18 protein-coding genes and 1 pseudogene are annotated in these 21,196 nt (G+C 42.8%); 7 read left to right on the top strand and 12 right to left on the bottom strand.

The window, feature by feature from the left end; translation table 11 throughout:
* Positions 1 to 46 precede the first annotated feature (46 nt).
* The 3 genes from F894_RS05005 to F894_RS04995 are packed head-to-tail and all read right to left on the bottom strand — an operon-like array spanning position 47 to position 3,227.
* Positions 47 to 898, bottom strand: coding sequence for a TauD/TfdA family dioxygenase (locus tag F894_RS05005; RefSeq protein ID WP_005246449.1), 852 nt, complete (start codon positions 896 to 898; stop codon positions 47 to 49).
* A gap of 38 nt (positions 899 to 936) precedes the next feature.
* A complete protein-coding gene (locus tag F894_RS05000) occupies positions 937 to 2,457 on the bottom strand; it encodes an AMP-binding protein (RefSeq protein ID WP_005246447.1) in 1,521 nt (506 codons plus the stop codon).
* A gap of 35 nt (positions 2,458 to 2,492) precedes the next feature.
* Entirely contained in the window at positions 2,493 to 3,227 is a 735-nt protein-coding gene (locus F894_RS04995) for a thermostable hemolysin (RefSeq protein WP_005246445.1), read from the bottom strand.
* A 187-nt stretch (positions 3,228 to 3,414) separates the two neighbouring features.
* Here F894_RS04995 and F894_RS04990 point away from each other — a divergent pair, with 187 nt between their 5' ends.
* Both F894_RS04990 and F894_RS04985 read left to right on the top strand, forming a co-directional pair.
* The gene (locus F894_RS04990; protein WP_005107001.1) at positions 3,415 to 3,801 is read left to right on the top strand and encodes a diacylglycerol kinase; all 387 of its coding nucleotides are present in this window, start codon (positions 3,415 to 3,417) and stop codon (positions 3,799 to 3,801) included.
* A 39-nt stretch (positions 3,802 to 3,840) separates the two neighbouring features.
* Positions 3,841 to 4,545, top strand: coding sequence for a phosphatase PAP2 family protein (locus tag F894_RS04985; RefSeq protein ID WP_005246443.1), 705 nt, complete (start codon positions 3,841 to 3,843; stop codon positions 4,543 to 4,545).
* 32 nt (positions 4,546 to 4,577) lie between these two features.
* Here the strand turns inward: F894_RS04985 and F894_RS04980 are convergent, their stop codons facing one another.
* The 7 genes and pseudogenes from F894_RS04980 to F894_RS04950 all read right to left on the bottom strand — a co-directional run bounded on the left by F894_RS04980 (position 4,578) and on the right by F894_RS04950 (position 12,565).
* The gene (locus F894_RS04980; RefSeq protein ID WP_005246442.1) at positions 4,578 to 5,897 is read right to left on the bottom strand and encodes a sensor histidine kinase; all 1,320 of its coding nucleotides are present in this window, start codon (positions 5,895 to 5,897) and stop codon (positions 4,578 to 4,580) included.
* A gap of 5 nt (positions 5,898 to 5,902) precedes the next feature.
* On the bottom strand, positions 5,903 to 6,574 hold the full coding sequence (locus F894_RS04975) for a response regulator transcription factor (protein ID WP_005246441.1): 672 nt from the start codon (positions 6,572 to 6,574) through the stop codon (positions 5,903 to 5,905).
* A gap of 1 nt (position 6,575) precedes the next feature.
* Positions 6,576 to 8,261, bottom strand: coding sequence for a phosphoethanolamine transferase (locus tag F894_RS04970; RefSeq protein ID WP_005246440.1), 1,686 nt, complete (start codon positions 8,259 to 8,261; stop codon positions 6,576 to 6,578).
* Positions 8,262 to 8,366: 105 nt separating this feature from the next.
* A pseudogene (locus F894_RS04965) lies at positions 8,367 to 9,633 on the bottom strand (MgtC/SapB family protein).
* Positions 9,634 to 9,884: 251 nt separating this feature from the next.
* Positions 9,885 to 10,379 (bottom strand): flavin reductase, encoded by a 495-nt coding sequence (locus F894_RS04960; RefSeq protein WP_005246437.1) that lies wholly within the window; start codon positions 10,377 to 10,379, stop codon positions 9,885 to 9,887.
* Positions 10,380 to 10,471: 92 nt separating this feature from the next.
* Positions 10,472 to 11,515: a methionine synthase gene (locus F894_RS04955; protein ID WP_005246436.1), complete on the bottom strand. Its 1,044-nt coding sequence runs from the start codon at positions 11,513 to 11,515 to the stop codon at positions 10,472 to 10,474.
* 42 nt (positions 11,516 to 11,557) lie between these two features.
* Complete coding sequence (locus F894_RS04950) at positions 11,558 to 12,565, bottom strand: DUF1852 domain-containing protein (RefSeq protein WP_005246435.1); 1,008 nt, start codon at positions 12,563 to 12,565, stop codon at positions 11,558 to 11,560.
* Positions 12,566 to 13,188: 623 nt separating this feature from the next.
* Between F894_RS04950 and F894_RS04945 the strand changes: the two genes are divergently transcribed.
* Genes F894_RS04945 through F894_RS04925 form a run of 5 tightly spaced genes read left to right on the top strand, consistent with a single transcriptional unit; the run spans position 13,189 to position 18,779 of the window.
* Positions 13,189 to 13,947 carry a hypothetical protein gene (locus tag F894_RS04945; protein WP_005246434.1) on the top strand — a complete coding sequence of 253 codons (759 nt, stop codon included), beginning with the start codon at positions 13,189 to 13,191 and terminating at the stop codon, positions 13,945 to 13,947.
* A complete protein-coding gene (locus F894_RS04940; protein WP_005246432.1) occupies positions 13,944 to 14,837 on the top strand; it encodes a hypothetical protein in 894 nt (297 codons plus the stop codon). The genes F894_RS04945 and F894_RS04940 overlap by 4 nt, the downstream gene beginning before the upstream one ends.
* Positions 14,834 to 16,087 (top strand): glycosyltransferase family 2 protein, encoded by a 1,254-nt coding sequence (locus tag F894_RS04935; RefSeq protein ID WP_005246429.1) that lies wholly within the window; start codon positions 14,834 to 14,836, stop codon positions 16,085 to 16,087. The genes F894_RS04940 and F894_RS04935 overlap by 4 nt, the downstream gene beginning before the upstream one ends.
* Complete coding sequence (locus tag F894_RS04930; RefSeq protein ID WP_005246427.1) at positions 16,084 to 17,904, top strand: hypothetical protein; 1,821 nt, start codon at positions 16,084 to 16,086, stop codon at positions 17,902 to 17,904. Before F894_RS04935 ends, F894_RS04930 begins: the two co-directional genes overlap by 4 nt.
* Positions 17,904 to 18,779: an alpha-amylase family protein gene (locus tag F894_RS04925; RefSeq protein WP_005246425.1), complete on the top strand. Its 876-nt coding sequence runs from the start codon at positions 17,904 to 17,906 to the stop codon at positions 18,777 to 18,779. Before F894_RS04930 ends, F894_RS04925 begins: the two co-directional genes overlap by 1 nt.
* On the opposite strand, the gene wecB is transcribed toward F894_RS04925, so the two are convergent.
* Both wecB and F894_RS04915 read right to left on the bottom strand, forming a co-directional pair.
* Entirely contained in the window at positions 18,776 to 19,921 is a 1,146-nt protein-coding gene (gene wecB / locus F894_RS04920) for a non-hydrolyzing UDP-N-acetylglucosamine 2-epimerase (RefSeq protein ID WP_005246422.1), read from the bottom strand. The two genes, F894_RS04925 and wecB, sit on opposite strands and share 4 nt — an antisense overlap.
* 2 nt (positions 19,922 to 19,923) lie before the next feature.
* On the bottom strand, positions 19,924 to 21,108 hold the full coding sequence (locus tag F894_RS04915) for a tetratricopeptide repeat protein (protein ID WP_005246419.1): 1,185 nt from the start codon (positions 21,106 to 21,108) through the stop codon (positions 19,924 to 19,926).
* Positions 21,109 to 21,196 lie beyond the last annotated feature (88 nt).

The raw sequence follows: 21,196 nt of genomic DNA, 5'->3' as shown, positions 1-21,196 counted from the left end.
ACTTCTCTTATCGTTGAATTTTTTAAGATGTCTCTTTCTGCTTTGCTTAAAAGTCAGGATTCAAGCCCAGTCCCATACAGATGTATAGCTTGCGCTGTTCAAGTGGTACCAAGATTTCACGTCGGCCATGCATAAAGCGTTTGTTATCAATGATCACCAGATCACCATCCTGCCAGTCAATTTCTGAAGTCTGGGTTTCACAGCGCTCTGCCAGTTCTGCGAGTAAGTCTGAACTGATTTCTGAACCGTCTGCAAAATAAAAACGGGGTTTTTCATAATTGTAAGAAGGCCCGAGTAAGGTATTTGCAAAGGCTGGAACACCCTTAAGATTGTCATGGCGGACCATCGGCATATTTAAATGGTAGTACACTCCCCCATCATGTGTCGGGCTAATCTGCTGTCCAGGCACCATCTGGATAAAATGTTGTAGCTCCTGCTGGCCGACCTGCTCTGCATTTTCAATATTCAAGGCAGTGGCCACATATTTCTGCCAGATCGGTTTGGGTAAATAACGGCTAATGATCATCGGTTCGGCAAATTTCTGCTTGAGAGCATCCGACATATTTTTCCAGACTTCATGCCCATCACATAAGGTAGTCTGCGAACCGCGCGAAGCACTTTTCTCACTGAAAAAGGCGATGATATCGGGCGGTAAAGGCGTCGTACCATTTTCAATATGTAGTCCCATGGCCTGGGTACCGGCATCAACTCTCTGGGACTGCCGGGTGATGTTTTCCCGCGCCGGATCATAGGTCAGCCGCTGACATAAGGCATTCATGAGCTCACTAAAAGATGTCACGTCATAGTGTTCACGTCTTAACAAGATCCAGCCCTGCTCTACCAATTGCGTTTTAATCTGTTTAGGGGTGGTGTGCAAAGCTTGCTGTGCAATATTCATGTGTTCTCCCTCATTCGACAGATCTATGGGTCTGCGAATTATGCAAAAATAAGTTGGGACTCGTTCGGCATCAGTTCAGCCTGAAACTTTTGCTGAATCTGCTGTCTGCGTAGTTTGCCGTTGTCGGTCAACATCTGGTTGTCTAAAGAAAATGCCTCGAAAGCACGGCACCAGTGTTTGATCTGGGCATAGTCCGGCATCCGGCTGTTGGCCCGCTGAAGCGCTACTGCCAGTTGCTGGTCTGGCGTATCATCCGGGGCATAAATCACGGCCGACAGATGTGGCTGGGCTTCGCCAAAAATGGCAATCTGCTGGATTTCCGGCTCGGCCAGACTGTTGGATTCGACCCATTCCGGAGAAATATTGCGTCCAAAACTGCTGATAATCATCTGCTTGATGCGTCCGGTAATGTACAAATAGCCATCCTCATCAAAATATCCGGCATCACCCGTATGAATATACGGTGTCGCAGTCATGTCATTGACATAACCCAGCATGGCATTACCCTTCACTACTACTTCGCTGTTGGCTGCAATCTCAACTTCGACATGCGATAAAATCCGGCCCACACTGCCAATGCGGCGTGCATCCGGCAGATTCAGGCTGACTACCGAGGCACACTCGGACAGGCCATACCCCTCATAAACCGGAAGGTTAAGTTGCTGACACTGTTTGAGTAAATCAGCAGAGACTTTCCCTCCACCGACCGCAATAAATTTCAGCGTCTTGAACCCTGCAGCACCGTGTTCAGCGCTATATTCCACAATCGCTTTCAGCATCTGCGGTAATAAAATCACACTTTCGATTTGATAGCTCTGCACTGCATTTACAAACCGCTGTGTATCAAAAGTATGGTTAGATACCAGACCGAACTGGCTCACCTCGCCAACAATTACGGCGCGTCCCATGCTCAGTGCGACATAAATGCCGGCAATATTTTCCAATAAGGTGGCAAATGGAATCAGGCACAAATGCCGTCCAAGCTGACTGCTGGCCAGTGCCTGACTGAGTGAATGCGTAATTGATTCTATGGTATCTTCTACCAGACACACGCCTTTCGGTGTCCCCGTACTGCCAGAGGTATAGGTGATTTTTGCTGGTTGCTGGGTTTGTAAAGAAGATGAATACTGTACTGCCTGCTCTAGCTGAAAAAAGCGTGCATGTAGCTGGCCAGTAATGGAAATCTCATCTCTACTCATGTCTTTAGCTAGATTTAACAGCCATTCTGGTGCAGAGAAAGATTCATCCAGAATATAGAGCAGCTCGGTTCGGCTGTCGGAAAGCAGATGCCGTACCTGCGCTGCAGTAAAAAACAGAGGCACCGGAATCACGGTCATGCCGGCTTTTTGTGCGGCAAGATCGACTACAATCCAGTCTATACTATTTATGCCCCACAAGGCCAGATGGCGCAGATTAAGCTGCTTGAAACTGGCACTCAATAATTCTACCCGCTGCTGCAGTTCCGCATAGTTCAGCGTTGCCTGTGCGGTGACCACAGCTTCTCGCTGCGGATCTTGTCGTGCTTGTAGGCTGATATGTTCAAATAAAGCAGTCATCATTTAAATTCTGTGCCTCGGTAAACAAGCAAAATGCTTTAATGACTAAATTGATAAAGTTGACGAGCGACTTGTAGGGCTTCTGCCACATCAATCGCCAGGACATAAGGTTTCTGCTGGTAATAGCTGCCCCACAGGTACTGTGCCTCTCCTAGGACTTGCGGGTCAGCCTTTTCAAGTACATGGAAATGTAATCCCATCTGTTGCAGCACATAACGTACTGCAGTTGTTCCGGTACATACTGCCCATTCGATGTGTTGCTGCGAGAGATGAAAAACCAGAAAGGCCACCATCAGTTTGGCTTTGTCCATATCTAGTGCTGCCAGATTGCCAATTTCTACTACTTTGTCTCGGCTGACCCTGGTCTGGCTCAGTTTGCTTAATATGTTTTCAACGGGTTCATCGAGATACTGTTCCAGAAAGGCATTAAATTGATTTAAATGCTGCATACCAATCACCACCTGCATCTCGGCTCCGTGATAACCGGCAAACAGGGTCGACGAGAAGCTCGATACAGTGGCCTGATGGACTTGCTGATATTTTTCCTGAATAAAATGTTCCAGGCTACGGCGTTCCGATGTCTTGCTTTGTTCTACAGTTTTGACCGTCAAATGTAGCGATTGATCCTGTGCTGAAATTACCGGATACGCCGGAGGTACTTGTAGTAAAAATTTATTGTGATGGGTTTGTTTTTTATATTCAGGCTGCTTGAAATATGTATTTAGAAAGTGAATCTGACTAGATAAATAAGGATCAAAACTAAACTTGATCATTTGGCTCACACCACGAAATTAACTTGCTACTCAAGATAGAAGTCCAAACTTAAAAAATTCTTAATTTTGTGCAAAAGAATGTAAAAGCTGTGTGTATAAAAAACCCAGAGAACGGCCGGTTTTTTAAGAGCATTTTAAGATTGAAAATTTAAGTTATTCCTATCTCTCTATTGACTGAATCTGCTTTATGTCTTCCTACCGATCACCTTATAAAGGCACCTCAGGAACGCAGCGTATTTTTAATGCGACCCGTTATTCCATGGCTGGTTTTAAAACCGCCTTTCAAAATGAGGCCGCCTTCCGGCAGATCCTGCTGATTAATCTTATTTTGATTCCTCTAAGCTTTTGGATGCCAGTTAGCCGAGTTGAGCAAGCGCTCATGGTCGCCGTGTGCCTATTGGCGTTGATCATTGAACTGATTAACTCAGCGATAGAGGCAGTGGTAGATCGTATTTCCATGGAACGGCATGAACTGTCTAAAAATGCCAAGGATATGGGCAGTGCGGCTCAGTTTGTAGCACTTAGTTTAATTGCCCTGACCTGGGGCATCATTTTGGCTGGTCATTTGATTTGACCTCTGCTCTTGCTACTGCCTGAAATGGACAACTTAAAAATGATCACTGACCGTTCCCGGTTTTTACTGACCCAAACTTTACTTTTGATCTTCAGTTTTTTGATTCTTCTCAACTTCTTTGACATTGGAGGAGTGCTGGACTTACAGCTCATCTATCCCTTTATCGATGATCATGGTCAATTTCCCCTTCGAAAACAATGGGCACTGGCAGAACTCAATCATCGCTATGTGAAAGACCTGCTGATTCTGGTGTATATCACATTATTACTGGCCTGGTTGGCATCACTAAAATGGCAGAACTGGCATACGCGGCGCTGGGAATTTGGCTATTTCTTTAGCATGGTGGTGCTGACCACGGCCTCGATCGGAATTTTAAAATCTCAGTCGGCCCATGCCTGTCCCTGGGATATGACCATACCTACCCATAACGGGATTTTGTGGGATTTTAGTGCTACTGCGGGCCACTGTTTTCCTGGAGGGCATGCATCTAGTGGTTTTGCGTTGATGGCTGGTTATTTTGTTTATCGCATTTCTAACCGCAAGCGGGCTTATTTTCTTCTGATCGCTGCAGTAATTTTAGGGTTGACCATGGGCTGGGCACAAATGATGCGCGGAGCACATTTCCTGAGTCATAATTTATGGACTGGCTGGATTATCTGGTGCATCAATGTCATTGGCTATACGCTGTTTAGCCACAAACTACCCATAGAAAAGACCACTCCTATACGCTCTAGTATCAGGTAACCTTAACTCCAAAAAACCAGAAGCCTATTCGCTTAGGCTTCGCCTAAAGGAAACTTGACTTGTACACACAGGCCGCCCAGATTAATACTTCGCGAAAATTCCAGTGTTCCACCCAAGCGCTCGGTAGCTTTATCTACAATGGATAAACCCAAACCGCTGCCAATTTCTGCATGGTTATGTATCCGGTAGAAGCGTTGCCGGATCTGATTGAATTGAGCAGGATCTATCCCTGCCCCGCTGTCTTCAATCTGTAAAACCGCCTGCCGGCCTTGCTGGAAAATAGATACATTAATCACGCCATCCTTCGGACTATATTTAATTGCATTATCAATTAAATTATAAATAATCGAGTGCAAGGCCGAAGCTTGGCCCTGAATCAACAGTTCCTGCTGCTGTTCTACGCCCAAATCAATGTCTTTCTGTAGCGCCAATTGAATTAGTTCTTCGATACAGGTGACTGTCATTTGATTCAGTGATAGCAATTGAACAGGTTCGCTTAAACCTTCGGTCACATCCTGTTTGGCCAGACTCAATAACTGGTTGACCAGATGCTGCATACGCAAAATGCCTTGACTCAAATTATGGATAGACTCGCTTTGAGGGAACTGCTGTAGCAAAATTTGCAGCTGTAAGTTTAGTGCTGTCAGTGGCGTGCGTAATTCATGGGCAGAATCTGCTACAAATTGACGTTGTTCCTGTTGGGCCAGAGAAATGCGGCCAAACAAATAATTCATTTCCTGAATGGTCGGTTCCAGCTCCAAGGGATAATCTTTCATTGCAATTGGCTTTAAGTCTTGTGCCTTGCGGCTGGCCAATTCAGTTTTAAAATCATTGAGCGGCTGAAAATTTTTCCGGATCATCCAGCCTAAGCCAAATACTGCAAAAGGTAAAAAAAGCACATAAGGAAGAAACATATTGGCTGCCAGCTCCAGCGCCAGTTCCTGCCGGACATTTTGCTGCTGGCTCACCTGAATCTGTAATTGCTTACCAGGAATAATATAAGTTAACCAGGTTCCATACGGCGTTTGATGCTTGTAGAAACCTGCTTTCCTGACCGGCGCCACCAGAACATCCTGCAGATGCAAGGAAGTGGCTGTATCTGTATAGGACCAGATATCTACAAATAAATCTTCTTCACTGTATTGTTTTGCCAGATCGATTTGACTTTGCAGGGGCTGCGGATGATTTTCTGAAATGCGCTCTGCCAGGCTTTGCATCTGTTTATCCAGTACTTCATTAATTTCTTCGAGCGCAATCCGGTATGCAGCAAAGATCAGCACACAGCCCAGCACCACGCTAAACAGTGAAATATAAATAACTAGACGTTTTTGCAAGGAATAACGTTTCTGCATGGCGCTCATCCTAAGCGATACCCTAGCCCACGTATGGTACGTATGAAGTCTTTTCCTAGTTTTGCCCGCAGATGATGGATATAAACTTCTACCGTATTACTGCTTACATCACTATCAAAATCATAAAGCTTGTCTTCTAAATCGTTTTTAGAAAAAATTTTGCTAGGATGCATGAGGAGTGCAGTGAGAATAGACCATTCCCGATTAGATAACTCGATCGGTTCATCATTAAAGCATGCAATGTGCTGTTCCAGGTCCAGTTCCAGCCCACTGTGTGATAATTTCTTATTTATATCTGTCACAGTATTTTTTAAACCACTACGGCGTATTAAGGCATGAATACGGGCCAGTAGCTCGTCAAATTCATAGGGTTTAATCAAGTAATCATCTGCTCCCTGATTCAGCCCATCTACCCGATTTTGTAACTGATCCCGGGCAGAGATAATCAGCACCGGTAAATTCGGAAACTTCTGCCGGATATTTTTTAGCACCAGCATGCCATCCATCATCGGCAAGCCTAAATCGAGCAGGACAATATCGTAGACCTGCTGCTGTAACTGTTTTAAACCCTCAATCCCATTATTGACCCAATGCACATCAAACTGATGCAGCTTGAGCAATGTTTCAGTCGACTCGGCAATCATAAAGTCATCTTCAATAATCAGTATTTTATGCATTTCAAGCTCTATTCTTTAATGATGGTGAGCATTGTGCAAGCATATCATTTTTAGCTTCAGTCACTTGCGTTTTTATATCCAGTAAACTTAATAAGCTGGGGAAAAGATGATCCTGACTACGGGTCTGGCTGGTCTGTCCTTTGAGACAGCTGACCTGCTGGGTATTCTGCTGCTTCCAGGCATCGGAGAACCACATCAGCATCGGGACATGGGTTTGCTGGGTCGGTGCCATGCTATAAGGAGCACCATGCAGGTATAAACCATGCTCTCCGGTGGATTCTCCATGATCAGACAGGTACCAGAAACCGGTCTGATATTGAGTCTGCTGCTTTAAAGTTTCAATGATCTGGGCAAGAACATGGTCTGTATATACAATCGAATTATCATAGCTATTCTTTAATTCTTCTGTACTACAGCCCTGAATAGCATTGGTATTACAGGTCGGTTGAAATGGCTGATATGGCGCTTTGGAACGCTTGTAATATGCGGGGCCATGACTACCCATCTGATGCAGTACAATTAATTGTGGTTTCGGGTTGTTTTTATCCAGATGTGCCAGATAATCTTTCAGGCTATCCACCAGGATTTCATCAAAACATTCACCACCGGCATCACACCACTTCTGTTTCAGTTGTGCCGGAATCTGGTATTTTTGTACCCGGTCACAGGCACCTTTACAGCCCGAATTATTATCAATCCAGGTCACCTGATACCCGGCGCGCTGAGCAATATCCAGTAAACCTTCTCGGTGGCTGGCTAACTGTTCATCATAGGTTTCACGTGACATGCCCGAAAACATACAAGGGACTGAAACAGCTGTGGCAGTTCCACAAGAGCTGACCTGATTGAAATTAATTACTGGTAACTTGCTCAGTTCAGGATTGGTATTGCGCGCATAGCCATTTAAAGCAAAACTCTCGGCACGTGCAGTTTCTCCAACAACTAGCACCATCAATTTGGGATGATCCTGCATTTGGGCCTGCTGTAACAGATGTGCATCTTCGCCAAAAGCCACCAAAGGTAAATTCGCTTTAGGTGCTTTCTTTTTATAATAGGACAAGGTGGACGCGATGCTATTTTGTGGAGAAAGCATACCCTTCAGATCGCGGTGCTCACGGAAGATGGCGGCATAATCGACATAGAAACAGAACAATAAACCTAGAATCAGTCCGAGTGAGACTACACTGCTCAGGCTTTTATGCACCAGCTGATGCCCAAGCGATGCAGGCTGAATTTTAAGCATCCAGATGATAAAAAGTGGAAAAACTACAAATACTAGTGTCCAGATGACCAGTCGCATTGACCAGAGATCTCGAACTTCGCGGGCATCGGTTTGCAGCATATTCTGAATCTGGTCTGGCGTAATAACGACCCCCAGACTATTGACAAAATAAGCACTAAAACCACCCAAAATGATCAGGGCGCTGGCCAGTATTTTGGCGTTCCATTTCCAGTTCAGCCACTGTAGTATCAGATTGTAAAAGGCAATAATAATCAGTGCCGTAGCGACCAGTAATACGCCTGCTTTCAGATTGGTATAAGGTGTAAATTCATGAATTTTCTGGTAGAAAGCAAAGTTTAGGATCAATCCCAGCCACATAGCCAGCAACATATTGAAGCCTGAAAGACTAATCGACTTTTTAGGTCGCTGACTAAAAAAAGACGAATGGGAAAACAGCTTCAGCATGATCCGTGGCTCAAAGACTTTAAGATGCTTTAGCCTAGAATCTGAAACTTAAAAATGGCTTAAAATGACTGGATCATTTTATAATATATGCAAACCAGCTCCCTTTTATTTCAAACTCAGAAGAATAAAGATAAGCCCTAACATATGTAGAATTTGGCTAGGCGCAAAATACAGAAAAAACTTCCATCCCCCAGTCACAAAAGAATTGATACTTTTAGACACCGCATGTGCCGCAAGTCCAATCATGACAGCATAAATTAAAGTCAGGTTATGAGGATTTCCCTGTATCACTACACCTGCTACAGCAGCATGCACTTCAAATAAAGAGGCTAAAAAAGTACCTAAGATTAAGCCGCTATCTCCCAGTAAAAGATTCGCGCCGTAAATCCCAGCCTGGATTAAGGTCAAACTGACCGCAATAATCACCGCTTCTTTGATACTGAACATTCGGCTATCAATTTCTTGTATTTCATTGATGGTCGTACTGTTATCCGCTTGGGGAGTTCGATAAATCAAGAATCCGGCAGCAATACATAAAATTCCGATCCCCACCAAACTCGGAATCAGCAGGAACTTGAACCACTCTACGCTCACTCCCAGAACAATCAGCAAGAGCTGTAATAAGGTGGTAATACAGGAGATCAATCCGGCGCCTGCATTTAATTTTGCACTGGCCCGCCCGGATCGGACTTGCATGCCCAAACTGGCAATCGTGGCCGTACTGGAGACAAATCCCGAGGCTAAGGCAGATAAAATAAGGGCCTTATCATTGGACAGGATTCGTTTTGCCACATGTGCCATGGACTGCACAATCAAGATTAAAATGAGTAGTTTAAGGATGATATAGGGATTCAGTACGGCGCCCCACAAGGGCTTATTGGGCATGACCGGCAACGCAATCAATATCAAAGCCAATAAAAGTAAGCCATCTTCTTAACTCATAGCTTTGGATCGTTTTTCCGGCAAATTGATGCAATGTCTGTTTGCCCATCAGGATAATCGTAAGTAGAACCGCCATCCCTGCAGCCAGTGGGATATTCCACACACAAATAGCGCCAATGATATAAGTCATCAAAAAAGCCAGTTCAGTGGTAGAACCGATATCCTGCTTCTGTTGAAACAGGCTATACACACAAAACAGGCTGACGGCGACGGTTCCTATTACTCCAATATAGAGATGCAAAAGGAAACATGAAGCACCCAATAAAGCTGTAATCGTAAATGATCTTAATCCTGCAAAACTCTGCTCATTGTTATTGTTTTTATGACGTTCACGCTCAAGCCCAATTAAAAGCCCACAGCCTAATGCCGACAGCATGATGGTCAGTAATTCCTGAAAAGATAAACTTTGCAAAAGCATATTCAAGAGCATTCACCTTGTGTCATCCAGTGACTGTACGTATTTTTAGTATATAAACAGTTTTTTAAAGCAGCACATCAATTTAACTGCTGTATCTTTAAATTCTAGGCTATAGATAGCTGTAAATTATTGCATTAGTCCGCCATTCATCCTTGTTGATGGTCTACCTAATTCCTTATTCTTAGTAGACCAGTTTAATCAAAATTACGGAAGTTAATAAGCTTTTAAATCTAAAATATTTTAATCCTACATCAGCTCCAGGATTAGACAGACTCTGTTTCCCCGACCTGATGATAGGCACGATTAAAATAAACCAAAGCTTGATCTTCCTGATTCTGTTGAATGGCAACAATCGGACAAATCAAAATCGTATGTGTACCAACTTCCTGGATCTGCCCAATTTCACAATCAAAGCTCACCAGTGCATCTTGAAGTACAGGAGAACCTGTTTCTAATTCAGTCCACTCACCCTGTTCAAATCGTTGTTCAGAACTGAATTTTGAAGATGCAAAAACATTTGAAAGATGCGCTCGATCTGCACTGAGTACATTTACGCACAGCACTTTATTTTCAACAAAGTTGATATAAGAACGCGATGATTTATTCATACAAACCAACAATGTCGGTGGTGTATCGGTCACGCTACACACGGCAGACGCAGTAAAACCATGACGACCTGAATCGCCCATCGTGGTCACTACATTCACTGCACTTGTTAATAAAGACATTGCGTTTCTAAAGTCTGTCGCTTCAACCATCACCGTATTCCAATATTCAGCTTTTTATAAAGAGCGTTATATCACTCAAATGATACTTTCAATCTTTTAAAAGCATCATGGATTCACTTTAATTAGCGAGATAATTCCTCACGAATAATCTCAGCACCTGCACTGAGTGCATTGAGTTTGCCACGAGCCACTTGGCGACCAAGTGGTGCCATGCCACAGTTGGTTGATGGATAGAGTTTGTCTGCATCCACAAACTGAAGTGCTTTACGCAACGTATTTGCCACTTCTTCAGCTGTTTCAATTTGATTACTTGCGACATCAATCGCACCGACCATGACTTTTTTACCACGAATCAACTCAATCAAATCCATCGGAACACGTGAGTTATGGCATTCGAGCGACACAATATCAATTTTTGATTTTTGCAGTTTCGGAAATGCTTCTTCGTACTGACGCCATTCTGAGCCTAAGGTCTTTTTCCAATCGGTATTGGCTTTAATACCATAACCATAGCAAATGTGTACCGCAGTTTCACACTTCAAGCCTTCAAGTGCACGCTCTAAAGTTGCCACACCCCAGTCATTCACTTCATCGAAGAACACGTTAAATGCAGGTTCATCAAACTGGATGATATCCACGCCAGCCGCTTCAAGCTCGCGAGCTTCCTGATTCAGGATCTTGGCAAATTCCCAAGCCAGTTTTTCACGGCTCTTGTAGTGACCGTCATATAGCGTATCAATCATGGTCATTGGACCAGGCAGTGCCCATTTAATCGGTTGATCTGTGAGAGAACGTAAGAATTTGGCATCTTCAACAAAGACAGGTTTTTGACGAGAAACTTCACCCACGACTGATGGCACGCTCGCTTCATAACGATCCCGGATTTTGACCGTTTCACGCTGATTGAAGTCAACGCCTTCAAGGTGCTCAATAAATGTGGTCACAAAATGCTGACGGGTTTGCTCACCATCGCTGACAATATCAATGCCTGCTTGCTGTTGTTCATGTAGGGACAAACGCAGTGCATCTTGTTTTGCATCGAGTAATTCCTGGCCTTCCAATTTCCAGGGTGACCAAAGTTTTTCAGGTTCTGCCAGCCAAGACGGTTTCGGTAAGCTGCCTGCAGTTGATGTTGGGAGTAGCTTTTTAGGTTGTAAAAGTGCCATGTCTAATCTTCTATCTCTATATTCGTAAAATAATGTGGTGTATTAAGCAGCGCGTTCTTGGTCAACAGTAGTTTTGATTGTGAACTCTGCAGCCCATTGCTCCAGAATATCTTTATAAGGCTGGATAAAGTGTTCTTCCGCCCACTTCCCTTGCTTCACTGCCAATTGACCACGCTCAACACGGTCATACACAATTTGAGTCAATGAATAATCTGGGTACTCAAGGCTGGGTTGATACACCTGACCCGCAGCAGAATTCGCATTATAAATTTCAGGACGGTAAATCTTTTGGAAGCTTTCCATGGTGCTGATCGCACTGATCAACTCGAGATCGGTATAATCACGTAATAAGTCACCTGCGAAATAAAATGCTAAAGGTGCAGCACCATTTTCAGGTTTGAAATAACGGACGGTTAAGCCCATTTTGGCGAAGTATTCATCGGTACGTGAATACTCATCATTTTTATATTCCACACCCAATACAGGATGCACATTCGCTGTACGGTAATAGGTTTTCGAGGTCGAAACGCTCAAACAAATCACCGGCTGTTTTTTAAATTCTGCTTTAAATACTTCAGAACTGACGAGATATTGATAAAGCTTGCCGTGTAAATCACCAAAATTTTCTGGCTTGGTCGAGGCTGGATTTTTCTTGATATGTTCAGGAAGTACCACGCTAAAATCATAATCGCGGACATAAGACGAGAAACTGTTGCCAATCATGCCATCAATACGCTGATTGGTTTGATGATCAATAATCGTGATTTTTAAAGTTTCAATTGCAGGGAATGTTTTACCATTTCCTTCAACATCCAGGTCAACTGAAATAATGTCGATTTCAACTGAATAACGATCTGCTTTTGGATTATCCCAATGTGCCAATGCATTAAAACGGTTATTGATCATTCGTAGAGTGTTACGCAAATTCTGTTCGCGACTTTCGCCACGCGCCAAATTGGCAAAGTTCGTCGTCAGACGTGTGCTATCTGCAGGTTGATAGTTTTCGTCAAAACGAATGCGCTTAATTGAACATGCAAACTTTTTACTCATTGTGATTCACTACCCTAAGTTCTAATAACCAAATTTCTGAATGAGCCTAGTTATACGTGAACCTTAAGATGAATAAAACTGATTTAAACTCAATGAAAAGTGAATCTTATTCATTCTTGGTTGTTCTTAAGATATCAAGATCACTTAATAAAAGAAAAATATGACAGATTTTTTCTATGTAATTTTAGGGTTTAATAGATGATAAAATAATGAATATTATAATAACTTAAGATAAATTCTATCGAATATTAAGTGGATGAAATTGAGGGGTAAATTCAAAGAATGGTTTTATAGCTTATTAGATGCAATTTAGAAGTGAATGAATGAAACTCATCTAAAGATTAGAAAATATCAGTCTATTCACTGTGTGTGATTTCAAATCTAATTGTTAGATATCAAGGTTTAAACATTCTACTTATTCGTATCGGACAAATTTTAATCTTAAAATTGGCTACTTTAAAAGACATTGAATAATATCTTCTTTATTTCTAAATTAAACAAATTAAATTTTCTTAAATATAATATCGCATCTTTTTTACACAATTCCTTTACAATTCTTTATGTAATAATTTAATTGGAAACTAACACTTTTATATTATTAGACTCCTTAAAAAGTAATTTTAATGAAAAAAAACTGGCTGGTCAGAACAAATCAAACCATTACCTTTTTGCCCATGGTCATAGTTATATTTATAGGACTAATTGGCTATGAATGGGTACGTACAGAACTGGTCGGAAGCTGGATTCTTCTAATTGGCTTTATTCTGCTAGGCCGCTTTTTAAATGTAGTTCAGTCCGTTGTACTAAGTATTGTCATTTTTATTATTCTTTTTATTTATATTTTATTTAATGTCCAGGCTGACAGCATGGATATCAATACTCGCTTCTTGCAGCTTTTTATTCTACCTGTAGCGCCACTTCTACTTAGTATTTACTATGAAATGATGTCGACCAACAGGCAAACCGACAATTTACTGGATACTTATCGTAAAAATCTGACCCATAAAACATTACCTATTAGTACTTATTTCTATACCCAAACTCAAGTTCAGGATATGTTAAATCTGAATCTGATTTCTCAATATGATGAAATTTATATAGAAATTACCAACCACAGTTTATTAAGAGATATGTTGCAGGTGGATGAACTAAAACTGTTGCAACAAAAAATAATTGATGTACTGGAAAGTGAGTTTGAAGTTCCTCATTTTTCTTTTACTGATAGTCGGCTCTCGGTCTTGCGTGTGATTATGATTGCCGATCGAGAATCTACTATTTCCAAACAACTGATTGAAAAAATCAGACAGATTGAACTGATTAAAATAGAGATCACTCATCTACCCCATCATCAGGGCCGACCCTCCTTGGAGAAACGCCTATGAGTCATTTTTTGCATGTCTGCGGTCTGATCGTTTCAGTCAATACACTGCCTGACCCGGTACTGAGTTCTTATTATCAACAATATTATCAATGTGAGCTTAAAACAGCCGATCCTGTTCAGCAACAAGCTTCCTCAGATATTACGCAAATTCCAGCCTACTTCCCAGTTCCTAGGAAGTTCTGGCCGGTATTTAGCTTTGATCAAATACACTACGAAACTTATCAAAACATGAAAAATCAGGGTATTAAACCGGGTTTAATCATTCCTGAAAATTTCATGAAACCGTCAATCTACTTTCAGATCAAACAGGAGGTTTCGGAAGGTGCTATCCCGATTCTTGATCTAAGCAGTATCGAACCGAAGCGTTTTCGCGGACTTGCGACCCTCGCCACCAGTGCAGGTCTACGTCCCATGGCTGCCTATATACAGGATGGCTGGAATCCGAATCTCAAAACTTTACCTGCGGGACTTTACATTGTTCAGGCCAATCCTGGACAACTGCCTTTACCCGCCCGTTTAATTCAATCTGGTCAGCAACAATTTTACACCGCCTACCCACAAACTGCTTTCAATGGTACTGGAATTATCCTGAATCCTGAGGTGCCACTTGCCGAAAGTGAGATTGCTTATCCTGAATTGGGAATTTCCTGGACTTTTTTAAATACACGCTTTGACAGCCAACTGAACCGGGTGCATACCAATCCACTCGGTTATATCTTGCTCTCAGCAGGAATCGTAATCTTGCCATTACACCTAGTGCTCTCGACCCATTACCCTAATTTATTAAGCTTCTGGGGTACCTCAACTTCCTGGGCATCCGTTTTTGTGATCGTTATCTTAATGCTCATCCTCCTGATCACCATGTTATGGCGGAGATTCAAAAAATCATGAGCATGATCGATATTCTGTTCATTACCGGCTTTATCGGAATCTGGATTCCACAGGCTTTTTGGGCCTGGCTCAGCTTTTCTGCCTGGCGTTATTCGATTCGAGCCAGTCAGGAACTGACCAATTTAGCAATACCTGAACGTTGGCCCATGCTAAGTGTGCTGGTGCCGGCATATAACGAAGCACTAGTGATTGAAGATACCTTACGCTCTCTAGCTGCACAGGATTATCCGGCTGAAAGCTATGAAGTACTGCTGATTAATGATGCCTCCAAAGACAATACCCAGGAAATTGCCGATCGTATGGCAGCCGAATTTCCAGTCATTCGGGTCATCAATGTGCCTAAAGGTCAAGGCGGTAAAGGTAAATCCAGAACTTTGAATAACGGACTCAAATACGCCCGCGGAGAATTGATTGCGGTTTATGATGCCGACAGTACGCCAGAGCCGGATTGTGTACGGCTGATTGCCCAGACCTTGCTGGCAGATTCTAGTCTGGTCGCAGTGAATGGCAAAGTCCGTACCCGCAACTGGAAAGACAGCCCCCTTAGTACCTTTATCGCTATCGAGTTTATCTATTTCCAGTGGATTTTTCAGGGTGGACGCTGGCTGCGTTTCCGTCTTTCTACCCTAATGGGAACCAATTATGTGATCTGGCGAGATGCACTCGATATTCTAGGCGGATTTGACGAAAAATCCTTGGTCGATGACACCGAAATGAGTTACCGGATTTTTCTGGGACATAAACGGATTAAATGGGTGCCTTATGCCGTAGGCTGGCAACAAGATCCGGGCGACCTGAATATTTTTATCAAACAACGTTCGCGTTGGACTCAAGGTAACTTTTATGTAACCCGTAAATATTTAAGAACAGCGCTCCGGCATCCTTTTCCAATCGGAATGGAGATCGGCAACAATATTATGTGTTACATCATTTTTGTGCCAGCCCTGTTCTTAAGTCATATGACGCTGGTGGTTGGTCTACTCGGTATTGATGGCACTACAATTCCCGGTCCTTTTACCTTGCTTTTCATCTTGTCCTTTATTCTTTATCTGGTCCAGATCTGGTTTACCCTCAGTCTGGAAAAAGAAGTGCCTAAACGATTTTACTTCTATGCCTTTATTGCTTATTTCACCTATTCACAAGTATTTCTCCTGATTGTCTTTAAAGCCGCCTGGGACATGTTAAAAGGCAAAATCAAGGGTGAAGGAATTACTTGGTACAAGACAGAACGAAAGAAGGAAAAAAAATGATCATGCACATAAAAACAGCTCCTTTGAAATTAATGTCTTCACTTATCTTGGCATTGTCTAGTGCACCTCTCTATGCGGCCACCTGGAAGCTTGATGATGTAGTTGCACGGCATGTAGAGCAAACTGCACCTTACTTTTTTTATGTTGGAAAAGGTGAAAGCTGGCAGGATGTCCAGTTCAGCAGTCAGTTCGATGTACAGGGTAGCAGTACAGTGATTGTCCGGTATGACAATCAGCTGATTCATCAACAAAATTTGAGTGGTAAAGGCACATTAAATTTTAGCCTCCCCCCTGCCGACAGCGGTTTTCATCGGCTGGATATCAGTATTTTACAAAAACCAGGACCTGGACAAAGTACTGCCAATATTTGTCTTGAATCAAGCAATTTACAGACTACCTTGACTCAACCAAATCTGAGTTACCAATCGCAGCGTAACAGCATGCAGCTGAATCAACTCCCGGATGTCCTGTTCAATAGCCAATTGAACCGCTCAGAACCGGTACAGGCACTGCTAGGTTTTAATACGGCAAATTTCCTGGAAGCCACCATGATGAGTAGGCTGGCAACTGCCTGGAATTTTGCGACACCTGTGCAATGGCGGCTAAATACCACTCCTGAATCAGCACCTGATTTCATGATCAATATTCAGCGTTCGGCCGCAAAATTACCCGCAGCACGGATGAGTCTAAATCAGGTTAACCAGGTACCAAGCCTGACGATTGAATACTCTTCAGAATCCCAATTATTGATGGCCGTCAATGCCCTGCTCAATCAGCAATATCTGGCACAACTAAATACTGCAACAGCGAGTTTAAATGGCCCTGTCGCACGACCAAACTGGGCCAGTGTACGCCGTTTTGAAAGCTTGGCTGATCTGGGCATTTCCGATTTCAAACTAGACAATACTCCCAAAAATATTTCATTGGTCTTTCCTGCTGTTTGGGAAGCTACGGATATTTTAAAGGGTCAGCTTAATTTCCGTTCGCAAAGCGGACTCTTACAAGGCTCGACCTTACAGGTTTGGCTCAATGAAGTACTCGCAGGTAGTACCAGTCTGGCAAAACTGGATTCCAGCCCGGTTGAGCGGCAGTTTGAATTTGTAGGTGCAGATTATCCCTATACCAACAGCTTTAACATGACGGTGAGTAATAACCAGTTAAATAGCAATAATTGTCTACCTAATGCGGGTAATGCCTTATGGATTGATGCTAAAAAATCCAAGCTTAGTCTGCCTTACCAGATGAAACAGGGAGTCATTAGCCTGTCTACAGTTTTTGACAAGACTCCTGAAATTGCCATGAATACGCCTGTAGGCACCCCCATCGCGATCAGCCTAGCTCAAGTTGCCAAGAACATGCTGCTCAGTAATGATCCAATTGGTCTGAATATCACCCAGCTGAATCCAAGTACACCTAAAACCATTAATATCCTGCTGAATGCCCAGCGTTATCAATCCGAATTGCAAAAATACAGTCAGATTCTTTACTTACCTACTACGGCAAATGGTAGTTTGATCACCGTCAGAAACGGGAATTTCTGGATTTATAGCGACAACAACCTCGGGGTAGAAAATTTTGCCCGCTTTTGGCCGCAAATCCAGCAGAAAATCCCGAACAATACTGCGGCCTTGTTTATTTCTGCCCAAGGGCAAATTACCGTACTTAGTCAAACAGCTATAGAAAAAGCAGAAACCCCGATAATTGAACAGATTTCCATGCGAACTATTGCTATTATTCTAGTGATTGTTGCTGCGCTTATTATAGGGCTGCTTTTCTGGCGCAGAACCCGTAAGGCACAAAAAACCAAAGAAGAATAATGATGAAAAAATACCTGATTTTAGGCTTACTGGTGTTACTGGCACTTCCTGCCTTGGCTTTTACTGGCTCTGCGTTTTTTATGGCACGTGCAGATGCTAAAGCGGTAACAGCGCCTAAAATTGAGGGTATTTTCTGGCAGGTTGACCAGATGAGTCACGCCTCCGGTAACTGGCACTTATTAGGCATCGATACCTTAGTCACTCAATGGAGTATTGTAGACGGACGCTCCTTTTTTAAAGAAATCCCCAGAGCCCAATGGCAACATCAGCCGGACTGGAATACGATTACCGAACAACCCTGGTCCAAGCAGGTTATCTTAGGTCTGGCAGGCATTTTTCAGGAACCTGTGGCACGTGAAAATATTGACCAGCTCTTTTTACAATCCCAACAGATTATTAAAACTTCTCTTCCAGTTCAGCCTGCTGCTTATTATTTTCCTGTAGAAGCTGATCCAAGCTGGCATGGAGTTGCCAATCTGGCGCGTTATGTTGCCGAGTTCCAGCGACCAATCTGGATCAGCATTTATAGTGCAGATCGCAAATCACGGTTTTTACATTACTGGCTTGAAAGCTGGTTGCCTGATAATGCCCAAGTTTTTTTTCAGGATGGCGTCGGTGTGGGCACGCGCAGCCCCGAAGAAGCAGCGGTGATTTATCAAAATCTTAAACATCAGGTTGGTGACAAAAGAGTTGTAATTATTCTCGAAGCTTTCCGGCCTAAACCGGGAGGCGGCTTTCGTGCAGCTTATCCTTGGGAAATTGCAAAACAGTTAAAAGCTTATGCTGGAGAGCGTGTCTATATTTTTGATGGTCCACATTATTTAAATAAAGCCAGTGTGCTCTGGCTTTATTTGTGGATGAAAATCAATTACTAAGCTCTGGCTGTTAAATCTTGCAGCATCTGTTCCAAAATACGTTCCGAAGCATGACCATCACCAAATGGATTTTCGACTTCTGCATGTTGTCGATAATAGGCTGAATCATCCATTAGACGAGAAAACTCTTGTACGATTTTGGCCTGGTCGGTACCGACCAGTATTCCACAACCTGCTTCAACCACTTCCGGGCGTTCAGTTACATTCCGCAGTATGAGCACCGGTTTTTGATAGGTGGGGCTTTCTTCCTGAATACCGCCTGAATCGGTCATAATAAAATAGGCTGCACCTAAAACAGCCAGTAAGTCCGGATAATCCAGAGGTTTTAACAAATGTACCTGCGGATGATCCAGAAACTCGCGATAGGCAATTTCATATACCTGCGGATTGAGATGCACAGGCCAGGCAAAATGCAGCTCTGGATAACGGCGACATAGTGTATGGATGGCGGCACAGATATTTTGAATACCTTCACCAAAATTTTCCCGTCGATGTGCGGTCAGCAAGACCAGTTTATCTTGCTCATTTAATTTCAGCCCCATTCGCTCTAACCTTTGCTGAGACTGCTGAGAAGAAGATTGCATTAAATCACGTGCATGATAAATAGCATCAACCACGGTATTACCGGTAATAAAAATCTGCTGGTCTGGAATATTTTCCTGACGCAAATTTTCTGCAGAACGTCGGGTCGGTGCAAAATGCCAGTGGGCCAAGCGGGAAACCAGTTGTCGGTTACCTTCTTCCGGAAATGGATGCATCAGATCAAAAGAGCGTAATCCGGCTTCAACATGCGCCAGATGAATATTCAGGTTAAAGGCCACCAGAGCACCTGCAAGTACAGTGGTGGTATCCCCTTGCACTATAATTACATCACATTTCGGCATGTCACGATATACTTGATCCAGTTCGGTCAATGCCTTGCTTAATAGAATATTTAGACTTTTGCCGGGCTGCATGATTTGCAGATGATGGTCAATCTTGATTTGGAAAAACTCGATCGCATCCTGTACCAATTCCAGATGCTGACCGGTAAATACCACATTGACTCTAAATCGTGAATCTTGCTGGGCTTTTAAGATGACTGGTGCTAATTTAATCAGTTCAGGGCGAGTACCAAAAATAAAAGAAAGATCAATCGGCATGGTTAAAAGCTCCAGTAATAAGTCAGTTCCACTCGGGTATTATCAAAAGTTCTTTTTCCAGACTCAGGTGCCCCATTTACATATTTGCCATACATCTGTTCAATACGTAGCTTGACCGGGAAGTCTGCAGGTTGCCAGGCTATACCCGGCCCCAACTCTGCCAGGTTGTTATAAAACTCGTTATTGGAGTCATTAATCGTATGTAGCTTCAGATAAGTCTGGATATTGCCTAGATGATCCCGGTTAAAGTTCCAACCGGTACGCAAGCGCAGGTCGCCAATTACATTATAATCTTCACGTGAATAGCTCGCTGCATTGCCATACAGTTCGGCAAAATACTGAGTCTTCTGGGTAACCGGACTATGACTGGTTTCGGAATCATGCCAATACCATTCCTGATAACTGGTCAAACCAAAATTAATACTTTCCCTGAATTTGTCTCGGTTTAAATCGATTAGATCATAACTTCCGCCGAGTTCCAGATATAGATAGAGCGGCCATTCCCAAGGACGGTAATTTGTTCCAACACCGACAATGGCTGCATTCTGGTCAATAATCTCAGGTCGCGCACCGCCGGTAGATTGGGTATCCCTGTTAATGCTGGCAAAGCCATAAATCTGGCCACGGTTCTCTTCTCCCCAATAACGTCCATAACGGAGCTTCAAGGGCAAGATGGCTGTGTCATAACGTCCTTCAAAAGAAGGAGAAAAATAGATATCAGCAAAGGTATTTTGAGTCTGACCACTTGTTGTTCCACTTAAATTGAGTACTGCTTGTTCGGCTTTTGCTGCAGTTTCAGGATTTGAGGAACTTTGCAGTTTTTTAAATATTTCTAAAGCTTCGGGATTACGCTGAGCAGCATTCAACAGATAGGCTTTTTGCAACAACAATTGTTCATCATCTGGCGTTAATTCAAGAGTTCGATCAATATAAATTAAAGCTTCGGGATTATTATTTTTTCGCATTTCCAGATATGTCCAGGTTTTCCAGACTTTTGGATCCTCCGGCGATTTCTGGCTAATTTGCTGCAAAAGATGCGTTGCCTGCTCTGGGTTGTTTTTTTCTATTTGGTAATATTGTTCCCATAACGCATAAATCTCTGAATTATTTTCTGCTCGAGTTTCTGCCTGAATAGAAATACTCAAGAGAAATAAACAAGTACTTGAAATTATGATTAATTTTTTCATTTTAATGAGATATATTGAATATTCTATATCACTATAACAGTTATTTATTTTTCAATTTCTCGTGAGTTAAGCGCGGTTACCAAACTAT

The sequence above is a fragment of the Acinetobacter sp. CIP 51.11 genome (genome assembly GCF_000369665.1).
GTDB lineage: Bacteria > Pseudomonadota > Gammaproteobacteria > Pseudomonadales > Moraxellaceae > Acinetobacter > Acinetobacter lwoffii_S.
This window is presented reverse-complemented; position numbering and strand designations above follow the sequence as displayed.

Bases quoted from the DNA above. Each gene is read 5' to 3' on its own strand.
- F894_RS05005 (WP_005246449.1), bottom strand. From the start codon at position 898: ATGAATATTGCACAGCAAGCTTTGCACACCACCCCTAAACAGATTAAA.
- F894_RS05000 (WP_005246447.1), bottom strand. From the start codon at position 2,457: ATGATGACTGCTTTATTTGAACATATCAGCCTACAAGCACGACAAGAT.
- F894_RS04995 (WP_005246445.1), bottom strand. From the start codon at position 3,227: ATGATCAAGTTTAGTTTTGATCCTTATTTATCTAGTCAGATTCACTTT.
- F894_RS04990 (WP_005107001.1), top strand. From the start codon at position 3,415: ATGTCTTCCTACCGATCACCTTATAAAGGCACCTCAGGAACGCAGCGT.
- F894_RS04985 (WP_005246443.1), top strand. From the start codon at position 3,841: ATGATCACTGACCGTTCCCGGTTTTTACTGACCCAAACTTTACTTTTG.
- F894_RS04980 (WP_005246442.1), bottom strand. From the start codon at position 5,897: ATGCAGAAACGTTATTCCTTGCAAAAACGTCTAGTTATTTATATTTCA.
- F894_RS04975 (WP_005246441.1), bottom strand. From the start codon at position 6,574: ATGCATAAAATACTGATTATTGAAGATGACTTTATGATTGCCGAGTCG.
- F894_RS04970 (WP_005246440.1), bottom strand. From the start codon at position 8,261: ATGCTGAAGCTGTTTTCCCATTCGTCTTTTTTTAGTCAGCGACCTAAA.
- F894_RS04960 (WP_005246437.1), bottom strand. From the start codon at position 10,379: ATGGTTGAAGCGACAGACTTTAGAAACGCAATGTCTTTATTAACAAGT.
- F894_RS04955 (WP_005246436.1), bottom strand. From the start codon at position 11,515: ATGGCACTTTTACAACCTAAAAAGCTACTCCCAACATCAACTGCAGGC.
- F894_RS04950 (WP_005246435.1), bottom strand. From the start codon at position 12,565: ATGAGTAAAAAGTTTGCATGTTCAATTAAGCGCATTCGTTTTGACGAA.
- F894_RS04945 (WP_005246434.1), top strand. From the start codon at position 13,189: ATGAAAAAAAACTGGCTGGTCAGAACAAATCAAACCATTACCTTTTTG.
- F894_RS04940 (WP_005246432.1), top strand. From the start codon at position 13,944: ATGAGTCATTTTTTGCATGTCTGCGGTCTGATCGTTTCAGTCAATACA.
- F894_RS04935 (WP_005246429.1), top strand. From the start codon at position 14,834: ATGAGCATGATCGATATTCTGTTCATTACCGGCTTTATCGGAATCTGG.
- F894_RS04930 (WP_005246427.1), top strand. From the start codon at position 16,084: ATGATCATGCACATAAAAACAGCTCCTTTGAAATTAATGTCTTCACTT.
- F894_RS04925 (WP_005246425.1), top strand. From the start codon at position 17,904: ATGATGAAAAAATACCTGATTTTAGGCTTACTGGTGTTACTGGCACTT.
- wecB (WP_005246422.1), bottom strand. From the start codon at position 19,921: ATGCCGATTGATCTTTCTTTTATTTTTGGTACTCGCCCTGAACTGATT.
- F894_RS04915 (WP_005246419.1), bottom strand. From the start codon at position 21,108: ATGAAAAAATTAATCATAATTTCAAGTACTTGTTTATTTCTCTTGAGT.